This is a genomic window from Archangium sp. Cb G35 (assembly GCF_001896145.1).
Taxonomy (GTDB): domain Bacteria; phylum Myxococcota; class Myxococcia; order Myxococcales; family Myxococcaceae; genus Archangium; species Archangium violaceum.
In genome coordinates this window covers 198,702-215,631 of the sequence record NZ_MPOI01000006.1, presented here as the reverse complement: position 1 = coordinate 215,631, position 16,930 = coordinate 198,702, and the positions used below count along the sequence as shown (strand labels likewise).

Below are 16,930 nucleotides of genomic sequence, written 5' to 3'. Positions count from 1 at the left end.
CTCCTGACGGGGTGTCACGCTTTTCCGGCAGCGGCCTATAAAGGGCACGACGGCACGGACCGAGAGGACGATGCGGGTGGACCACGGCACGCGGGAACAGCTCGGGCGATGGATGGGGCGGCTCGCCGAGGGCGACCGGGAGGCCTTCACGCCGGCCTTCGCCTGCCTCAGGCCGCTGCTGGAGCGCTTCTGCGCGCGGCTGCTGCCCTGCCGCGAGGACGCCGAGGATGCGGCGCAGGCGGCGCTGCTGAAGGTATTCGCCCGGGCCTCGGAGTACGACGCGGCGCGTGAGGCCCTGCCGTGGGTGTTGGGCATCGCCGCGTACGAGTGCCGCACCGTGCTCAAGGCGCGGGCGCGCCGGCGGGAGGCCTCCGGGACGGAGGGCGTGGAGGTGGTGGACGGGGCCGCGGGGCCCGAGGCGCGGCTGCTCGCGGAGGACCTGCGGCACGCGCTGGCGGAGGTGATGGGCGGATTGAGGCCGGAGGATGTGGAGACCCTGGAGGCGGCCATGGGAGAGCGGGAGCGGCCCGCGATTCCTGGCGCCACGTTCCGCAAACGGCTCGAGCGTTCGCTCGGTCGGCTGCGCGAGGCATGGAGGATGCGTCATGGTGTCGAGTGAACTGGAGCGCCTCCAGCGGCGCGCGCGCCGGGCCTATGAGTGGGGACGTCTGCGGGCCGCACTGCCCGGGGCCCTGCATGCGGTGGGCGTGACGGTGATGGCGGCCGTGCTCCAGCACCGCCTGAAGCCCTCCGTGCTCATGCTGGGCGCACTGCTGGTGCTGCTGTGCCTCGGGTTGGGCTGGTGGGGGCGGCAGTGGAACCGGGCGGTGGCTCCCGGGCTGGCCGCTGGGCTCTTCCCCTTGCTGCTCCCCTTCGTGGTTAGCGGGGCGGGGCATGTCTGTTACACCGGCGGCTGCCGGGCCTTCTGTCTCATGACCTGCGTGGGCGGAGGGCTGGCCGCCGGAGCGGTCCTCGCGTTCGCGGCGCTCCGGCTCCGCGAGGGGCATGAGCGCTTCCTCCTGGCCTCGGGCACGGTGGCCACGCTCTGCGGTGCCCTGGGCTGTGTCCTCTATGGCCTGAGCGGAGTGCTCGGACTGGTGGCGGGCCTGGCCCTCGTCTCGATGCCCGTGCTCGTCCTGCGCCGGGCCTGACTCTCCCTTCCACCCTGGCCGTCATTGCCTGCCCGGACTCGCTTCCGGGCGGAAAGGAATCCCCATGTCCTCGCTCCTGTCCCTTCCCCTGGCGTTGCTGCTCCACGCCGCTCCCGCCGCCACCCCCGAGCCCGTGCTCTTCGCTCCGGGCGTGGTGTCCACCGCCCACGAGGAGTTCGGCATCTCGTTCTCGCCGGATGGGCGCACGGTGGTGTTCAACCGGGCGGATCCCACGCGCTTCAAGTTCCAGTTGCTGATGGTCTCGCACTGGCGGGACGGCCGCTGGACGGCGCCCGAGGTGCTGCCCTTCTCGGGCCGCTACCGGGACATCGATCCGGCCTTCACTCCGGACGGCAAGCGGCTCTTCTTCGCCTCGGTGCGGCCCCAGTCCGCGAGCGAGGCGGTGCATGCGGACTTCGACATCTGGTTCGTCGATCGCACGGACAAGGGCTGGGGGACGCCGCGGCTGGCCGAGGGCCTCAACACCCCGGACACCGAGACGAACACGTCCGTGACGCGCGAGGGCGCCGTCTACGTGACCCGCAGCCCGAAGGACGGCAAGCGGCGCATCTACCGGCACGCGCCCCAGGGAGCGGGGTGGGGCCCGGGCGAGCCGCTGCCGGAGGTCATCAACTCGGGCCACGGGGACGGCAACCACTTCGTGGACGCGGACGAGCGCTACCTCGTCTTCTCCTCGCAACGGCCGGGAGGGCGGGCGCCGGAGGGCTACGATCTGTACGTCAGTGAGCGGAAGGACGGGCAGTGGGGCGTGCCGCGCAACCTGGGACCGGCCGTCAACCAGCTCGATGGGGGGCTCACCCCGACGGTGGTGCCAGCGAGGGGCTCGCTCATCTACGCCCAGCGGCGGCCCTTCCTCTCCGAGACGCCCGCGCGCCCGCTGACCACGAAGGAGTTTGCCTCGAAGCTGGAGTCGCCGGGCAACGGAAATGGCGACTTCTACGAAGTTCAACTCACGGCCGTGGGGCTGCCCGCGCCGGGCAGGTAGCGCGTGTGCTAATGCCCCGCCTGAACGACACCGGGCGGGAGGCTCCCCTTGTCCAGATGCGTGGCCATGCGGTGGATGTTGGTGCTCTTCTTCCTGCTCCCCACGGCGGCCCGGGCCGGGGAGGGGCGGCGTTGGGACGAACCGAGGCGGCTGCGGCTCGTCCAGGTGCCGATCGTGGAGACTACGCCGAGGGCCCTCCCAGACTCCGAGCCGGTCGCGCCGCCCGTGCATCCCCTGTGGCAGCGGTTGCTCGTCGAAGGGGGCGCGGGCGTGGGCACGGGCCTCGCGGGAGCGCTCGTCGGCCTGGGCACGTACATGATCGGGAGCGGAATCCAGCTCCTGGAGCCCGGAGAGGGCCCGACGGTGCTTCCCTTCATGCTCGTGGGAGCGGCCATCGGCTTTCCGCTGGGCGTCTGGTGGGGCGGCGAGCTGATGGCGGGTGACGGGAGCCTGCTCGCGACGTTCGGGGGGGCCGCCGTGGGAGGGCTCGGGGCGGTGGGCTTGTGGGCGTTGTCCGATCGCTCGAATCCGCCACTTTCCGGCGTGCTCAAGGGCGTGGCCATCCCCCTGCCAGTGGTGGGCTCCTTCCTGGGGTACGAGCTCTCCTCCGGCATCCGGAAGAAGGTGAAGGGACTCCAGCTGCGGCCGGCCGTCGTCCTCTCCTCCCGCCACCAGGCGCTGGTGCTGACCGGTTGCTTCTGAGGGCTCGCGAGCCCGGGAGGCGTCCGGCCCCCGACAGCGCCACGGACAGGACGAACGGCTCACGAGCCGGGTGGCCCTGAAGGGGGCGGCGTGGTACCCCCCATGCCGTGAGCGACACCTTTGACCAGCTCGGCCTGTCCTCCGAGTCCCTCGACGCCATCCGCCGCGCGCGGTTCGAGCGTCCCACGCCCATCCAGGCGCAAGCCATTCCCCCGGCGCTCGCGGGCCGGGATGTCATCGGCTGTGCCGCCACGGGTACGGGGAAGACGGCCGCGTACGTGCTGCCGCTGGTGGAGCGCTTCGCCAGCCGGAAGGGGACGCTGGGGCTGGTGCTGGCGCCCACCCGCGAGCTGGTGCAGCAGATCGCCGGGCCGGTGGAGTTCTTCGGTGGCCCGCGCGGTGTCTCGCACGCGGTGGTCATCGGCGGCGAGGACATGGCGGCTCAGGCCGAGGCCCTGAAGCGGCGGCCCACGCTGGTGCTGGCGACGCCGGGGCGGCTGGTGGACCTGCTGGGATCTCGTGTCGCGGCGTTTCCGCAGTTGGAGGCCCTGGTGCTGGACGAGGCGGACCGGATGCTGGACATGGGCTTCCAGCCGCAGATCGAGACCATCCTCGCGGCGCTGCCCCGGCGCCGGCAGACGCTGCTGTTCTCTGCGACGCTGGGGCCGGACGTGAGCAGCTTCGCGCGCGCGGAACTGCACCGGCCGGTGCGGGTGGAGGTGACGCGCAGTGGGACGCCGGCCGAGCGCGCCGAGCAGCGGCTGTACGTGGTGAAGCCCGAGGAGAAGTCCGCGCTGCTGCTGACGTTGCTGGCGAGGGACGAGGCGACGGCGCTCATCTTCGTGAGGGCGAAGGAGCGGGCGGACAAGGTGCACAAGGCGTTGGAGCGGGCGGGGTACAGCTGCGGGGTGCTGCACGCGGACCGGACGCAGAGCCAGCGCAACCAGACGATGAAAGCCTTCCGGGATGGGACTTACCGGTGCCTGGTGGCCACGGACATCGCGGCGCGAGGGCTGGACGTGGAGGACGTGGGGCACGTCATCAACTACGACCTGCCACACGCACCGGAGGACTACGTGCACCGGATTGGCCGCACGGCGCGGGCCTCGGCGAGCGGAGTGGCCTCGACGTTCGTCACGGCGAAGGACCGGCTGATGACTGAGCGCATCGAGCAGATCATGCGGGCGGGGATTCCCCGCGCGACGGTGCCACGCGAGGACCCCATCTTCCAGGCGGAGTGGGAGCGCCACCAGGCTTCGCAGCGAGACCCGGGCCCACCGCAGAAGGACCACGGTGTGTCCAAGCGGGAGCCGGGACAGACACCAGGCCGGCACGCGAAGTCGCACGGGCGCACGCCTCGGAAGTGAGGCGGGAGGCGCGAGCCCGGCATGGGCGGGTTACTGGAGCTCGACGCAGGCGAGGAGACGGGTCGTCCGGGTCTCCTCGTACGGGTCGTAGGGCAGGCTTCCGGTGAAGAAGCTCGTGTAGCCGCTCGTCGCGTTGGCCCGCCATGTGGTGGTTGCCCACACGCGGTAGGAGCCCGCGGGGAAGGTGGTGACCGGGGCGATGTCCGTGGGGAGGGTGAAGGGCGTGAACGAGGTGATGGACGTGGGCGCCACCACGGTCCACCCATACAGGGGAAGCGGGCTGGTCATCGCGACGAGCTCCACCTCTGTCAGGTGGGCGGAGGCATCGGGAGTCCAGCGCAGGACGAGACCGGAGCGCGAGGCGCTGGCCGGAGCCTCCAGGGGTCCCACGGCGGGAGCGGTGATGCTCAGCTGATTCAGGAACGTGACCTGCGCGTCCGAGCTGGCGCCCACGGGCATGTCCGTCTGGACCTGTCCGCCGGGGAACTTCACTGCCTCACCCGAGGTGACGACGAGCATCGGGGGGAAGGTGTCGAAGGGGGCCGTTCGGGCAACCATCGGGAGCGAGAGGGGCTGCGTCCCGGAGCCGCTCGTGCTGAACAGCACCTGGCCGCCCAGGATGTAGCGGAGCGACGCGTTCAGGTGGGTATCCGGGAGCTCGCCACCCGCCACCGTGACGCCGAGCGACTGGTCCATGGGGTGGTCGAGTGCGACGTCCTGTCCGCTGAGGGTGGTGCCGGCGCTCACGGCGATGTCGCGCTTGAGCCCGACCCGGAGGATCGTTCCATCGGTACCGTGGATCTCCTTGGCGAGAAGGTCCACCTTGCCGGGAGCCTCACCGCGGATGTCGATGCTGAAGGAGCCATCTTCGGACAGGGTCGTGCGGCCGTAGAGGCCATTGCCGGCCGCGGTGACGGAGAGGGCTCTGGGATTGGACGCGCCCGTCACCTTGCCGGTGATCGTGCCCTGCGTCGTGGAAGGGAGCGCCCCTATGAGATAGAGCGAGTTCGGCAGCCGGACCTCGGGTCCGTTGAGCGCGAGGTAGGTCTTCACCTCCACCTGGCCGGTGGTTCTCACCATCACCAGACTCACGTCTTGCGGCCCCTCGATGGCGGGGTCATGGAAGCGCACCACGCCGCTGTTATCGAGGCGCTTGCGGAACCTGCTGCCATCGCCGAGCAATACGTCGATGTTCCTGTACTGCTGGAAGGTGGCGGTGACGATCTCCGGCACGTGGACGGTGAAGGTGGGAGGAGACGTGGGTTCCTCCTGTCCCGTACCCCCGTCGCGTGCCGGCTCGACGGTGGTGGGAGGCTGACAACCAACGAGAAGCAGGACGAGGAGAGGAATCAGTCGGGTCTGAGTCATCGCGCAGCACATACGGCCGGGCACCGGGGAGCCTGACGGAGGGCCGATGAGAAATGTGAATGGGGCGCCTGAGCTTGAATCGGAGGACGTGCGTTTCCGGGCGCTCGATGCGGTGCGCATACGGACAGCGACATCGGGGCCTACTCGCCGAGAGCGAGTTCCTTCACCATGCGACTTGGGAAGCCCATGTCCAGCTTGCTTCGGTGCTTCTGAAGGAGGCAGGCGGTGATGCTGGGTCCCGAGGAGGTGTCGCCCTCCTTGTTGGTGATGTGAGGCCGGGAGACGACGAGGGCACGGCAAGGGAACCCGGGGGCACATCAGGGTCGCCAGGGGGGTTGATGGATTGGGGTGGAGGCAGGCCCTCGAGCTCTCGGCCAGTCGAGATGACACAGAGCGCTTGAAATCGGCGGACTACTTGAAAGATAACGCTTGAGACCTCACCTCCCTGGTTGGTCGCCCCTCGAACGACGAGACTTTCCGCATGGATACCTTGACTCCCGCGGAGCGCAGCGAACGGATGGCCCGAGTCCGTAACAAGGACACCACTCCTGAACTCCGTGTCCGACGCCTCGTGTCCTCAATGAGTTACCGGTACCGACTGCACTACAAGAAGGTTCCAGGTCATCCGGACCTCGCCTTCCCGGGTCGGCATAAGGCGATCTTCGTGCACGGGTGTTTCTGGCATCGCCACCCGGACCCGGCTTGCCCACTCGCGCGCTTACCGAAGTCCAGGCTGGACTTCTGGCTCCCGAAGCTCGAGGGCAACCGGGCCAGGGACCTGCGCAAGGAGCGGGAGCTGAAGGAGAGGGGGTGGGACGTGCACGTCGTCTGGGAGTGCCAACTGCGAGACGAGGAATCCCTGCGACAGACTCTCCGCCTCTTCCTGGATGGCCCTACGGTCTGAGCTGGGCCAAGTCCGTGGATCAGGCCGAAAGTGAACCGGCCTGCATCAGAAGCTTGCGACATGTCGCAAGGTGCTGCATGGATCGAGCATCATGGACTCCATCGAGCTGTTCACCGGTGCTGGTGGGCTGGCCCTCGGTACGCATGTCGCTGGTTTCCACCATCTCGGCCTGTACGAGTGGGATGAGGACGCCTGCGAGACGCTTCGCGAGAACGCCCGTGCGGAGGCGCTGAAGGGAATTCGCGAGTGGCGCATCCACCAAGCCGACGTGCGGATAAATTCCTACGCGATCTTCGGCCAAGGGGTGTTGGATCTGGTGGCTGGAGGGGCTCCGTGCCAACCCTTCAGCCTCGGCGGCAAGCACCGGGCTCAGGATGATTCCCGCAACATGATTCCGGAGTTCGTGCGGGCGGTGCGTGAGCTGCAGCCGCGCGCCTTCATCCTGGAGAACGTGAAGGGGCTGACCCGTCAGAGCTTCCGCAACTACTTCGAGTACATCCGCCTCCAACTCTCCTATCCCACCGTCACGAAGAAGCGTGACGAGGAGTGGAGCGCCCATCTCCATCGTCTGGAGGAGGTGGAGACGAAGGGACGCCACAAGGGGCTCCAGTACAACGTCATCGCCGAACTGCTAAACGCCGCTGATTACGGCGTGCCACAGGTGCGCGAGCGCGTGTTCATCGTCGGTTTCCGCGCGGATACGGGCTTGGAGTGGCACTTCCCCGAACCCACTCACAGCCTGGACGCCCTCGTGTGGGAGCAGCACATCAGTGGCGACTACTGGAAGCGGCATGGTGTTCGCGCCCCCACCAGCAAGCCCGTTCGATTGGGCTTGAAGCTGAGTGAGTTGGAAGAGCGGGATGAGCCCTTCTCGACGAAGCCGTGGAAGACTGTCCGTGATGCCATCGAGGGTCTGCCCGAGCCGCGCGTTGACCGTGAGTCCAGCAAGTTCTCGAACCACAAGCTCAACCCTGGTGCGAAGGCATATCCTGGGCACACCGGTAGTCCCTTGGACATGCCCGCCAAGACGCTGAAGGCCGGTGTGCATGGGGTTCCGGGCGGAGAGAACATGGTGGCCTTTCCCGATGGACAACTGCGTTACTTCACCGTACGCGAGGCCGCTCGGCTCCAGACGTTCCCAGACACCTGGCACTTCGAGGGAGCTTGGTCTGAGGCGATGCGTCAGCTTGGGAATGCGGTGCCCGTGGAACTCGCGGCGGTGGTCGCTCGCAGCGTCGCCGCCAAGCTGAGGGCTGCGGATGGCCACTGACGAGTACAATCCCCTCGATTACGCGAACCTCACCAAGAATTGCGTACAGGAATTGATGAGCCGAGGGCCGTACTCGCTTGAGCTTCCGGATCCCTTTTCCGGGTCGGGTGTGTACGCGCTCTTTTACACGGGGACTTTCGCGCCTTATCGACCCATCCGTTCAATCGAGGCGGCGTGGCCGATCTACGTGGGTAAGGCGGTTCCTCCTGGCGCGAGGAAGGGAGCCAAGTCTTCTGGGCCTTCTCGTGCGCTCTTCCAGCGTCTGCGTGAGCATCGCGATTCCATTGATGCGGCCGACAATCTCTCCTCGGACGACTTCGTGTGTCGCTATCTCGTGGTGACTCCGTTGTGGATCACCATGGCCGAGCGGTTCCTTATCGAGAACTTCCAGCCTGTTTGGAATGTTTGCATCGAGGGATTCGGTCTCCATGATCCGGGGAGCGGGCGCTACCAGGGGCAGCGAAGCTGGTGGGACGTTCTTCATCCTGGGCGGTCTTGGGCCAATCGTTTGAAAGAGACTCGCACCAGGGGCGAGGCGGATAAGCGCGTGAGGGAGTTCCTGAAGAACCACAAGCCAGGAACTTCGATGCCGGCACTTAATGCCGATCCGTCTCGCTTCATGGAGGATGATGAGGATTGAAACAGCGGCGATTTGAATGTTCCGGTTGGGCTGCGGTGGGCCGTTCCCACGCTTTCAACTGAGCTTCGCTGTGAAATGCATTGAGCAGGGCTCAGTCATCTCCTCAGAGGTGAATACGCCTTTTTGATAAGGCGATGCCTACTTTGGAGTACTCCGACTTGGGAGCAGGGCTACCTCCCGCGCATTTCGCGGGAGGTTATTTCCTCCCAAGCGGTCTTGCCCCTGGCGGCACACGACTACCCCACGCTCAAGAAGACGTGGGCAGACGGGGCCTACCAGGGACAACAGGTGGAGAAGGTGGCCAGCGAGAGTGGCCTCACCCTCAAGGTGGTGAAATGCTCGGACAAGGACAGGGCTTCGTTGTCCAAGCCAGGCGTTGGGTTGTCGAGCGCACCTTCGGTTGGCCCAATCGGGAACGGCGTCTATCCAAGGACTATGAACGGAAGGAGGAATCCTCCGAAGCCTTCATCCGTCTGGGCATGACGCGGCTCATGCTGCGCTGCCTCGCCTGATTGCTCCTGTTCAGCACCTTCTGAGTTACTATCGCCGACGGAGTCAATCGTTCTGTTGCTCTATAACCGGGGCGGGTTCAGCTGGGGTGAAGCCCCTTGTCTCCTGATGCCTTCCCTGGGTGGTTCTGTCGTTGTGGTTGACGCCTTGGGTCGTGTTCGAGGATGTGGGTGAGCGGGTAGGCTGCGGTGTCCATCCTTGAAGAAGAGAAAAATGGCCACGCAGAATAATGGTCCGTACGTTGATGAAATATTCGTGCTCGATTTTGAGAAGGCGTATTCAGAGCAATTGTTGAAGAAGCTCACTGGCCGTCCAGAGAGGCCACTGAGAGCGCATCAAGCGGTGAATTCGCCAGGAATCTATATTCTGTTGCAGGGCGGAGTCGAGGTGTACGTAGGAAAGGCGGATTACGATCTCGCGGGGCGACTCTCGCGACATGCCGACAATATATCCGCGCGACACAATATTTCTTTGGACGAGATGTCGTGCCGCTACATATATTTTCTTGAGCATGGGCTCGTGAAACTCGGGGAGCCTTTGCTGATAAAGCATTATAACAAAAAGGGCCGCGCCAAATGGAATTCGCGAGGGTTTGGGTCGAATGATCCCGGGCGCAAGCGAGACAAAGGGAAAACATCGTGGTTCGATGAGAAGTATCCCATTCGGCACGATTACATCGTTGAAGTACCCGCTGGGAGTTTTTCAGCTCTGGAACTTCTCCAGGCGTTGCGTAAATCGCTCCCATTCACGCTTCGATTCGAGGAGAAAGACCCGCAAGCGCTAGCTGAACTTGGGCAGGGGGGGTATTTCCAGTTCAATGATTTGCGACGTGCGACCGTGACAGAGTGGCTCGCCATGGCATGTGCACACCTTCCCTCAGGTTGGCAGTTGACCGCGCTTCCTGGGCGAATCCTTCTCTATAGGGAGCACGATGACCGTTATCCCGGGCAAATTCTTTCTCGGTGGTAGTTTGACGGCTAGGTGAATTGAGTCGGTTCTTCAGCGCTCGCGCGGCAGCGATAACGTGAAGCAGGCGCCCTGGCCGGGCTCGCCGCCCACGTCCAGCTTGCCGCCGTGCTCCTGGAGGATCCTCGCCGCGATCGCCAATCCCAGGCCCGTGCCTCCGTCCTTCGTCGTGAAGTAGGGCTCGAAGATGCGGGCCCTGTGCTCGGGCGGAATCCCCGGGCCGCTGTCCTGCACCTCCACCACCGCATCCTGCTCGCTGCCCCGCACTCGCACGTGCAGCGCTCCGCCTCCCTTGGCCATCGCCTCCTCGGCGTTCTTCACCAGGTTCACCAGCACCTGCGTCAACTGGTCCCGGTCCGCCTTCGCCACCACCCCCGGCTGTACCTCCGAGTGGATGCTGATTCCCTCCGGGGGTGACGCGTAGAGCGACAACACGTTCTGCGCCAGCTCGCCCAGGTCCACCGGCTCCAGCTGCGGCTTGGGCAGGCGCGCGAACCGGCTGAACTCGTCGACAATCCGCTTCAGCCGGTCCACCTCTTCCAGGATGACGCCCGCGCTCTCCCGGAACAGCGCCGGGAAGCGCGCGTCCTGCGCGTCCTGCACCGCCATCAGCGTCTCCAGCGACATCCGGATCGGCGTCAGCGGATTCTTGATCTCATGCGCCAGCCGCCTCGCCACCTCCTGCCACGCCGCCACTCGCTCCGTGGCCACCAGCCGCTCCGTCGTCGAGCGCAGCTCCGTCGTCATGTGGTTGAACGTCTTCACCAGCTCGCCCACCTCGCCCGTGGCCTTCACCTGCACCTGCACGTCCCACGCGCCTTCGCCCACGCGTCTCGCGCCTGAAGTCAGTGCCTCCACCGGCTGGGTGATCCGCCTCGACATCAGCAGTCCCAGCAGCACCGCGAAGCCCAGCCCCAATCCGGCCAGCAACAGGAACGAGCGGAACACGCCCACCGTCGCCTCCCGCTCCGCCGCCCGGCTGAACACGAGCCGCACCGTGGCCGCCTCGCCCAGCGGCAGCACGCGCGCCACCGTGGGCGGCGTGACGCTCCCCGCCTTCGCCACCACCGTGTCTCCGGACAGCAGCGACACTTCCGCTCCCGTGAGCCTCGACAGGTGTGCCGCCAATCCCTGGTCCAGCAGCACTCCGCCCACCACCCACAGCCGTGAGTCCCCGTAGTCCACCGGCCTCGCCGTGACGAGCGCGGGCACCTCGCGCAGGCCCTGGTCCCCTCGCACCGCCACCTTCACCGGCACCGGCTTGGGGGACCTTTCCTTCGTCACCGCGAAGAGCGCTGGATCCGGATCTCCCCGCCGCGCGGGCAGGTGCCCGGAGGATAGCGTGGTGCCCTTGCGGTCGAAGAGCGACAGCACCGTGAGGCCCCGGCTCTTCATCAACGGCTGGGCCGTGTCCGCGCGGATGGCCCGGGCGGGGGACTCGCGGGCCTCTCGCGCCAGGTCCTCCATGGCGGAGCTCTCCACCAGTTCCTCCACCGCCCTGCGCGCGTTGGCGGCGGCGCGCTCGACGGCTTCCTGCGCCGAGGCCGTGGCGCCTACCATGCGTGCGTCCAGCCCTCGCGACAGCGTGGAGCGCAGCTCCGTCAGCGTGAAGGGCACCATCACCGCCAGTGGCACCAGCGCCAGCAGGGCGAAGGCGAACGCCAGCCTCGTCCTCAGTCTCATCTCCGGGCTCCCGGGACACCCGTCACCGCCGGTTGCAGCCAGGCCCCGTCCAGCATGGGCAGCCCCTGGGCGTCGAAGACGAGGCCTCCCACCTCCGGTACCGCGCGCAGTGCCAGCCCCTGTGCGTAGAGCGGCAGCAGCGGCACGGACGGCGCGAGCGCCAGGGCCCGCTCCCTCGCCCGCGTGTCTCGCGCCGCGGCGTCGGGCAGGGCGCCAATGCGCGGCAGCTCCACCCCGAGCAGATCCTTCCGGCCCGCGGCGTCCAGCACCACCGCCAGCGCCGGGCCGGGCACGGGGGGCAGCAGCAGCGAGTGGAGCATCAGCTCGTACTCACCCCGGGCCCAGCGGGTGCGCAGCTCGGCGCGAGACAGGGCCTCCAGGGCCACGGCGTAGCCCCGGTCGTGCAGCCTCACCTGGAGGCGCTCGGCCACCGCGTGCTGGTCCTCATTGCTCGCGTCATACACGAGCGTCACCTTGCGTCCCTTCTGCGGCGCGGGTGGCGGCGTGGGGCGCGCGCCCGGGGACACCGGCAACAGCGCGGGAGGCAGCAGGTTCGGCATGGGCACGGCCGGCCCTCGCACGAAGAGGCGCGTGAGATCCTCCCGGTCCAGGGCGCTCTCCACCGCTTGCCGGAAGTCCGGGGGCACGCGCCTCGGAGACCAGGCCAGGTACGTGGCGTACAGCGCCGCGCCGGAAGGGGTGCCCGCATCGGTCTGGACACCGAGCGCCACCTGCGCCTCCTGGTTCGACCACAGGCGGGACAGTCCTCGCTCATCCGTCGCTTGCAGGCGCACCCTGTCCAGGTAGGGCCGGCCCTGGCTCCACGCGAGCCGCGCGTCCACGGTGTTGGCACTGGCGGCGGAGAACGGGCCGAGCGCGGCGGGGACGGAGCGTGGCGGGGCGAGCGCGGGATGGCACAGCGCTCGCTCCATGTCGGGCCACGGGAAGCCGAGCGGTAGCTCCAGGGTGTCTCCGGTGGGGGAGATCATCCGGCCCTCACCGCGCAGCGGGAAGAGGAGGGCGCGGTAGGGCGAGGGCGCCTCGGTGCTGGCGAGCCGGATCCAGGCCCGGGCGAGCGCGGTGGCCTGTGCGGGCGAGGGCAGGGTGAGGCGCACCACCTGCGGAGCGGGGCGCGACAGCTCGCGGGCGAGCGCGGGCGACAGGTGCCCATCCGGGGCCAGGTGGCAGGCGGGCCGCGAGAGCAACCCGAGCAGCGTGGCCTCGAGGGGGCTGTCGGCGAGGGCCGGCTCTCCGGGCTCGGCGGGGCCGGTGTGGGCGACGCGCAGCTCGCCTCCGTACGGAATCCGGCCGGCGGCGAGCGTCGACGGGGCTCCGAGCAGGAGGAGGCTGGCGAGGGCGTGGCGGAGCGTCATGGCGCACCCTGGCGCAGGAGGAAGAGCTCGCCGGTGCCGTCCGGCTTCGTGAGGCCCACCACCACCTCGCGGCGTTTGTCCCCGTCCAGGTTGGCCGTCACCACATACAGGGCGCGGCCGGAGGGCAGGGAGCCCTGCCACAGGGGCTCATGGGAGGTGGTCTCGCTTCCGTTCGTCTTGAAGACGCGCAGGACGTCCGGCGAGGGTTGGAGCTCGGGCGAGGTGGTGAGCAGCTCCGGCGTCCCATCCCCGTCCAGGTCTCCGAGCGCGCTGCCGGCGCCGAGCCCGGAGAGCGGCACGGGCGCCACCGAGGGCTGGGAGAAGAAAGAGGCCGAGCCATCCGGGTGGACGAGCAGCACGCGGGAGTTGGCGGCGCTGAAGGTGGTGAAACGGGACGTCACCGCCAGCCGCTGTTCGCCCTGGCCGAGCCGCACCTCGGGCGCGAAGGCCGTCTGGCCCGGGACGAAGGCGCCGCGCGCATCGGAGCCCAGGGGCACGGCGTCGAGCCGGGTCATGCCCCGCAGCGCGCCGTTCTCCAGTGTGAGCATCTCGCCATGGGCGAAGCGGGTGGACCAGGCGGCGAGCCGCGGCGGCCCGGAGAGGATGGCGAGCGCCCCGAATGGCTCTCGGGTGGGCGCGGAGCCCGGGGGCAGCACGTCCAGCGAGCGCTCCGCGAGGAGGCTCCCCTCGGCGGTGAAGACATGCACGGCGTGCGCGGTGAGCACGGCCACCTCGTCCTTGCCGTCCCCATCGAGATCTCCTGCGGCGAGCGCGGCGGGCGGAGAGGGCAGGCGCGCGAGCACGGCACCCATCAGGCGCAGAGGGCGTGGCTCCTCGGGAGCCGGGGTGGGCGTGCGTGGAGGCTCCACGGCGGCGAGCGCGAGCGCCGCGGCATCCGCCTCCACGGCCTGGGCGATGGCGGCGGCGGGCGAGGGCGCGCGGGTGGCGGTGCGGCCGGACCAGAAGTTCACCCAGGTGCCGAACGCATCCCCGCGGGCGCGCAGCTCACCGCCCTCCACGCTCAAGCCGAGCCGCACCAGGGCCCGGGCGCCCTGCTCACGGGCGAGGGATTCGGCGGCCTCGGGCGAGGGGGCCTCCAGCACCACGGGGGCGAGCCCGGCGGAGGCGAGGCGCGAGGCGAGCAGCGTTCCGAAGGCGCGCCGCAGCTCGGGCGCACCACCGGACAGGTGCAGGGCCACGGGCGCTTCGGGCTTCATCGCCCGCACGTCCGTGGCCACGGCCTGGGCGAGCCGCTCGAGGGCGGGGGTGGCCGGGGCCGCCGTGGCGGCCTGGGGCGGAGCGGGAGTCTGGGCGGCGGCAGCGGGGAGCGCGGCCAGCAGGAGGGCGGCGGCGAGGGCCCGGCTCACAGACCCCCCCGGCTACCTTCCTCGAGGAAGAAGTCGCTCGGGCTGACGTGGCCGGGCGGGGGCGCCTCGGCGGTGGGCTGGGTGCCATCGAGGAAGGACTCGAGCCGGCCGGGCACGGAGTTGCCCGCGAGCAGGCCGGTGGCGGGATCGATGCGCACCTGCACCACGCCCGGGGGCACCTCGAACTCGCGCGAGGGCAGGCCCTCGTGGGCGGCGCGCATGAACTCCAGCCAGATGGGGAGCGGAGCGCGGCCACCCGTCTCGGAGCTGCCCAGGGGCGAGTGGTCGTCGAAGCCCACCCACGCGCTGGCCACCCAGTCGGCGGTGTAGCCGGAGAACCAGGTGTCACGGCTCTCGTTGGCGGTGCCCGTCTTGCCGGCGGCGGGGCGGTTGAGCTCCGTCACCGCGCGGGCCGTGCCCTCCTCCACCACGCTGCGCATCAGCGAGGTGGTGAGGTAGGCCACCGCCGGGGGCAGCGTCTCCTCGAAGGCCGGCTGGTGCTCCTCGAGCACCTTGCCCTGTGCGTCCGTCACCTTGAGGATCATCAGCGGCTCGGCGTAGCGGCCGTTGGCCTGCAGGGTGGCGTAGGCGTTGGCGGCCTCCAGCATGGTGACCTCGCCGGTGCCCAGCGCCAGGGTGAGGTTCTCCGGCAGCTCCGAGCGGATGCCGGCGCGCCGGGCGAAGTCGATGGCCGTGGCCGGGGTGACCGCCTCGATGAGGCGCACGGACACGGTGTTCTTGGACTTGGTGAGCGCCTGGCGCAGCGTCATGGGGCCGTCGAAGGCGCGGTCGTAGTTCTGCGGCTTCCACGTCTTGCCGGTGTACGGATCCCGGATGGCCTCGGGGGCGTCGTTCACCGTGCTGATGGGGGTGAAGCGGCCGCTGCCGAGCGCGGCGCCATAGAGGAAGGGCTTGAAGGACGAGCCGGGCTGGCGCCTGGCCTGGGTGGCGCGGTTGAAGGGCGAGGTGGCGAAGTCGTAGCCGCCCACCAGCGCCGCCACGTGGCGGTTGCTCGGGTTGATGACGACGAGGCCGCCCTGCACGAGCGGCACCTGGTCCAGCGTGGCCTCGAGCAGCGCGGGGGAGGGCGTGACGCGAGTGACGCGCACCCGGACGATGTCGCCGGGCTTCATCACGTCGGACATCTTCGAGGGGGCGCCCTTGCCCTTGATGCGTGCCCAGGTGACGGTGGAGAAGGTGATCTCCGCGGCGCGGCCCACCAGCTCCACGCGGGCCTTCTTGCCCGTGTCATCCACCTGGGAGACGAAGCCGTGCACCTTCAGGCCCTCCTTGAGGGGCTGCAACTGCACGGCGAGCGCGAGCTTCTCGTCGGCGGAGAGCCGGGCCTCCTCTTCCTGCTCGGTCTCGGTGACCACCACGGGCGTCTGCTCGGGCGGCGGGGGCGTGGTGGGGGACTGCGCGAGAGAAGAGAGGTCGGCCACGTAGGCGCCCTCCTTCTGGCGGCGGCCCGCTTCCTCGATCTGCTTCGCGAGGAGGGGCTTGAGCTGCTCGAAGCGCGCGGGCTCCAGCGTGCCGACGGGGCCGCGGTAACCCTGGCGCCGGTCCACGGCCTCGAGTCCCTTGCGCACGGCGTCGTCGGCGAGCACCTGGAGCTTGGGATCCATGGCGATGTCCACGCGAAGGCCACCGGTGAGCACGGCGTCCCCACCGTAGCGGGCCACCAGCGTGCGGCGGATCTCCTCGGCGTAGTAGGAGCCCACCTCGGGAGGCGGCCGCGGGGAGAGGACGATGGGCTTCTGCAGCTCCTTGTCCACCACGTCCTGGGGAATGAAACCCTGCCCGGCCATCTGCCCCAGCACGTAGGTCTGGCGCTGCTTGGCCTTGACGATGTTCTTCTCCGGGTTGATGCGGTTGGGGGACTGCACCGTGCCCGCGAGCACCGCGGCCTCGCCGATGGTCAGGAACTTCGCCTGCTTGCCGAAGTAGTAGAGCGCGGCCTCCTCGATGCCATCGCGGCCCTGCCCGTAATAGGACTGGTTGATGTAGAGGCCGAGGATTTGATCCTTGGTGAGCGCCTGCTCCACGCGCGGGGTGAGGATCCACTCGCGAATCTTGCGCGAGAGGCTGCGCTCGGGCGTGAGCAGCATGTTCTTCACCACCTGCTGCGTGATGGTGGAGGCACCGGACTTGCGGCTGCCGGGGATGAGGTTCTTCACCGCGGCGCGGATGATGCCGAAGATGTCGAGGCCCTCGTGCTTGTAGAAGTCGGCGTCCTCGGCGGCGAGGAAGGCGTTGCGCACGTGGGGAGGCAGGTCCTTGATGTCCACCACGGTGCGGCGGCCCTGCGGCTGGAAGAACTCGGAGCAGATGGAGCCGTCGGCGCAGCGGACCTTGGTGACCTGGGGGAGGCTGTAGTTGCGCAGCGCCTCCACCGAGGGGAGATCCCGGCTGTAGTACAGGTACACGCCCACCAGGGTGAGCGCGAGCAGCACGAGGCCCACGGCGCCGAGGACGAGGAGCCGCTTCGTCCAGAGCCACAGCCGGGCGCCCAGGCCGGGACGGGCCGGAGGAGCCGGGGGCGCCGGAGGAGGGGCAGGAGGAAGGGAAGAGGGCTGGGAGCTCATCTCTCGGGCCGGGTTCATGGGACGCGGGGACAACAAAG

General features: G+C 68.7%; 14 protein-coding genes and 1 pseudogene. 10 read left to right on the top strand and 5 right to left on the bottom strand.

Going from position 1 to position 16,930, the window contains the following annotated elements; all coding sequences use genetic code 11:
• Positions 1–70: 70 nt before the first annotated feature.
• The 5 genes from BO221_RS19665 (at position 71) to BO221_RS19645 (ending at position 4,226) form a co-directional block, all read left to right on the top strand.
• Positions 71–619: an RNA polymerase sigma factor gene (locus BO221_RS19665; protein ID WP_073562023.1), complete on the top strand. Its 549-nt coding sequence runs from the start codon at positions 71–73 to the stop codon at positions 617–619.
• Positions 606–1,151 (top strand): hypothetical protein, encoded by a 546-nt coding sequence (locus BO221_RS19660; RefSeq protein ID WP_073562022.1) that lies wholly within the window; start codon positions 606–608, stop codon positions 1,149–1,151. Before BO221_RS19665 ends, BO221_RS19660 begins: the two co-directional genes overlap by 14 nt.
• A 64-nt stretch (positions 1,152–1,215) precedes the next feature.
• Complete coding sequence (locus BO221_RS19655) at positions 1,216–2,157, top strand: PD40 domain-containing protein (RefSeq protein WP_073562021.1); 942 nt, start codon at positions 1,216–1,218, stop codon at positions 2,155–2,157.
• A gap of 48 nt (positions 2,158–2,205) precedes the next feature.
• Positions 2,206–2,859 carry a hypothetical protein gene (locus BO221_RS19650; protein ID WP_143195561.1) on the top strand — a complete coding sequence of 218 codons (654 nt, stop codon included), beginning with the start codon at positions 2,206–2,208 and terminating at the stop codon, positions 2,857–2,859.
• 107 nt (positions 2,860–2,966) lie between these two features.
• Entirely contained in the window at positions 2,967–4,226 is a 1,260-nt protein-coding gene (locus BO221_RS19645; protein WP_073562019.1) for a DEAD/DEAH box helicase, read from the top strand.
• A gap of 30 nt (positions 4,227–4,256) precedes the next feature.
• On the opposite strand, the gene BO221_RS19640 is transcribed toward BO221_RS19645, so the two are convergent.
• Complete coding sequence (locus BO221_RS19640) at positions 4,257–5,594, bottom strand: hypothetical protein (RefSeq protein WP_143195560.1); 1,338 nt, start codon at positions 5,592–5,594, stop codon at positions 4,257–4,259.
• Between the two features lie 481 nt (positions 5,595–6,075).
• On the opposite strand from BO221_RS19640, the gene BO221_RS57630 reads away from it, so the two are divergent.
• The 5 genes and pseudogenes from BO221_RS57630 (at position 6,076) to BO221_RS19615 (ending at position 9,887) form a co-directional block, all read left to right on the top strand.
• Positions 6,076–6,498: a very short patch repair endonuclease gene (locus tag BO221_RS57630; protein ID WP_073562017.1), complete on the top strand. Its 423-nt coding sequence runs from the start codon at positions 6,076–6,078 to the stop codon at positions 6,496–6,498.
• Positions 6,499–6,589: 91 nt separating this feature from the next.
• Complete coding sequence (locus BO221_RS19630; RefSeq protein ID WP_073562016.1) at positions 6,590–7,768, top strand: DNA cytosine methyltransferase; 1,179 nt, start codon at positions 6,590–6,592, stop codon at positions 7,766–7,768.
• The gene (locus BO221_RS19625) at positions 7,758–8,408 is read left to right on the top strand and encodes an Eco29kI family restriction endonuclease (protein ID WP_073562015.1); all 651 of its coding nucleotides are present in this window, start codon (positions 7,758–7,760) and stop codon (positions 8,406–8,408) included. The genes BO221_RS19630 and BO221_RS19625 overlap by 11 nt, the downstream gene beginning before the upstream one ends.
• 350 nt (positions 8,409–8,758) lie before the next feature.
• Positions 8,759–8,920: pseudogene (locus tag BO221_RS53845) on the top strand (transposase); the annotation flags it as partial.
• A gap of 211 nt (positions 8,921–9,131) precedes the next feature.
• On the top strand, positions 9,132–9,887 hold the full coding sequence (locus tag BO221_RS19615) for an Eco29kI family restriction endonuclease (RefSeq protein ID WP_083681203.1): 756 nt from the start codon (positions 9,132–9,134) through the stop codon (positions 9,885–9,887).
• 30 nt (positions 9,888–9,917) lie between these two features.
• On the opposite strand, the gene BO221_RS19610 is transcribed toward BO221_RS19615, so the two are convergent.
• From BO221_RS19610 to BO221_RS19595, 4 genes are read right to left on the bottom strand one after another with little or no spacing between them, the layout of a single operon-like run.
• The gene (locus tag BO221_RS19610; RefSeq protein ID WP_073562013.1) at positions 9,918–11,567 is read right to left on the bottom strand and encodes a PAS domain-containing sensor histidine kinase; all 1,650 of its coding nucleotides are present in this window, start codon (positions 11,565–11,567) and stop codon (positions 9,918–9,920) included.
• Positions 11,564–12,940: a peptide ABC transporter substrate-binding protein gene (locus tag BO221_RS19605; RefSeq protein ID WP_073562012.1), complete on the bottom strand. Its 1,377-nt coding sequence runs from the start codon at positions 12,938–12,940 to the stop codon at positions 11,564–11,566. The genes BO221_RS19610 and BO221_RS19605 overlap by 4 nt, the downstream gene beginning before the upstream one ends.
• Entirely contained in the window at positions 12,937–14,307 is a 1,371-nt protein-coding gene (locus tag BO221_RS19600; RefSeq protein ID WP_073562011.1) for a VCBS repeat-containing protein, read from the bottom strand. Before BO221_RS19600 ends, BO221_RS19605 begins: the two co-directional genes overlap by 4 nt.
• Positions 14,304–16,892, bottom strand: coding sequence for a penicillin-binding protein 1A (locus tag BO221_RS19595; RefSeq protein WP_198956144.1), 2,589 nt, complete (start codon positions 16,890–16,892; stop codon positions 14,304–14,306). The genes BO221_RS19600 and BO221_RS19595 overlap by 4 nt, the downstream gene beginning before the upstream one ends.
• Positions 16,893–16,930 lie beyond the last annotated feature (38 nt).

Bases quoted from the DNA above. Each gene is read 5' to 3' on its own strand.
- BO221_RS19665 (WP_073562023.1), top strand. From the start codon at position 71: ATGCGGGTGGACCACGGCACGCGGGAACAGCTCGGGCGATGGATGGGG.
- BO221_RS19660 (WP_073562022.1), top strand. From the start codon at position 606: ATGGTGTCGAGTGAACTGGAGCGCCTCCAGCGGCGCGCGCGCCGGGCC.
- BO221_RS19655 (WP_073562021.1), top strand. From the start codon at position 1,216: ATGTCCTCGCTCCTGTCCCTTCCCCTGGCGTTGCTGCTCCACGCCGCT.
- BO221_RS19640 (WP_143195560.1), bottom strand. From the start codon at position 5,594: ATGACTCAGACCCGACTGATTCCTCTCCTCGTCCTGCTTCTCGTTGGT.
- BO221_RS57630 (WP_073562017.1), top strand. From the start codon at position 6,076: ATGGATACCTTGACTCCCGCGGAGCGCAGCGAACGGATGGCCCGAGTC.
- BO221_RS19630 (WP_073562016.1), top strand. From the start codon at position 6,590: ATGGACTCCATCGAGCTGTTCACCGGTGCTGGTGGGCTGGCCCTCGGT.
- BO221_RS19625 (WP_073562015.1), top strand. From the start codon at position 7,758: ATGGCCACTGACGAGTACAATCCCCTCGATTACGCGAACCTCACCAAG.
- BO221_RS19615 (WP_083681203.1), top strand. From the start codon at position 9,132: ATGGCCACGCAGAATAATGGTCCGTACGTTGATGAAATATTCGTGCTC.
- BO221_RS19610 (WP_073562013.1), bottom strand. From the start codon at position 11,567: ATGAGACTGAGGACGAGGCTGGCGTTCGCCTTCGCCCTGCTGGCGCTG.
- BO221_RS19605 (WP_073562012.1), bottom strand. From the start codon at position 12,940: ATGACGCTCCGCCACGCCCTCGCCAGCCTCCTCCTGCTCGGAGCCCCG.
- BO221_RS19595 (WP_198956144.1), bottom strand. From the start codon at position 16,892: ATGAGCTCCCAGCCCTCTTCCCTTCCTCCTGCCCCTCCTCCGGCGCCC.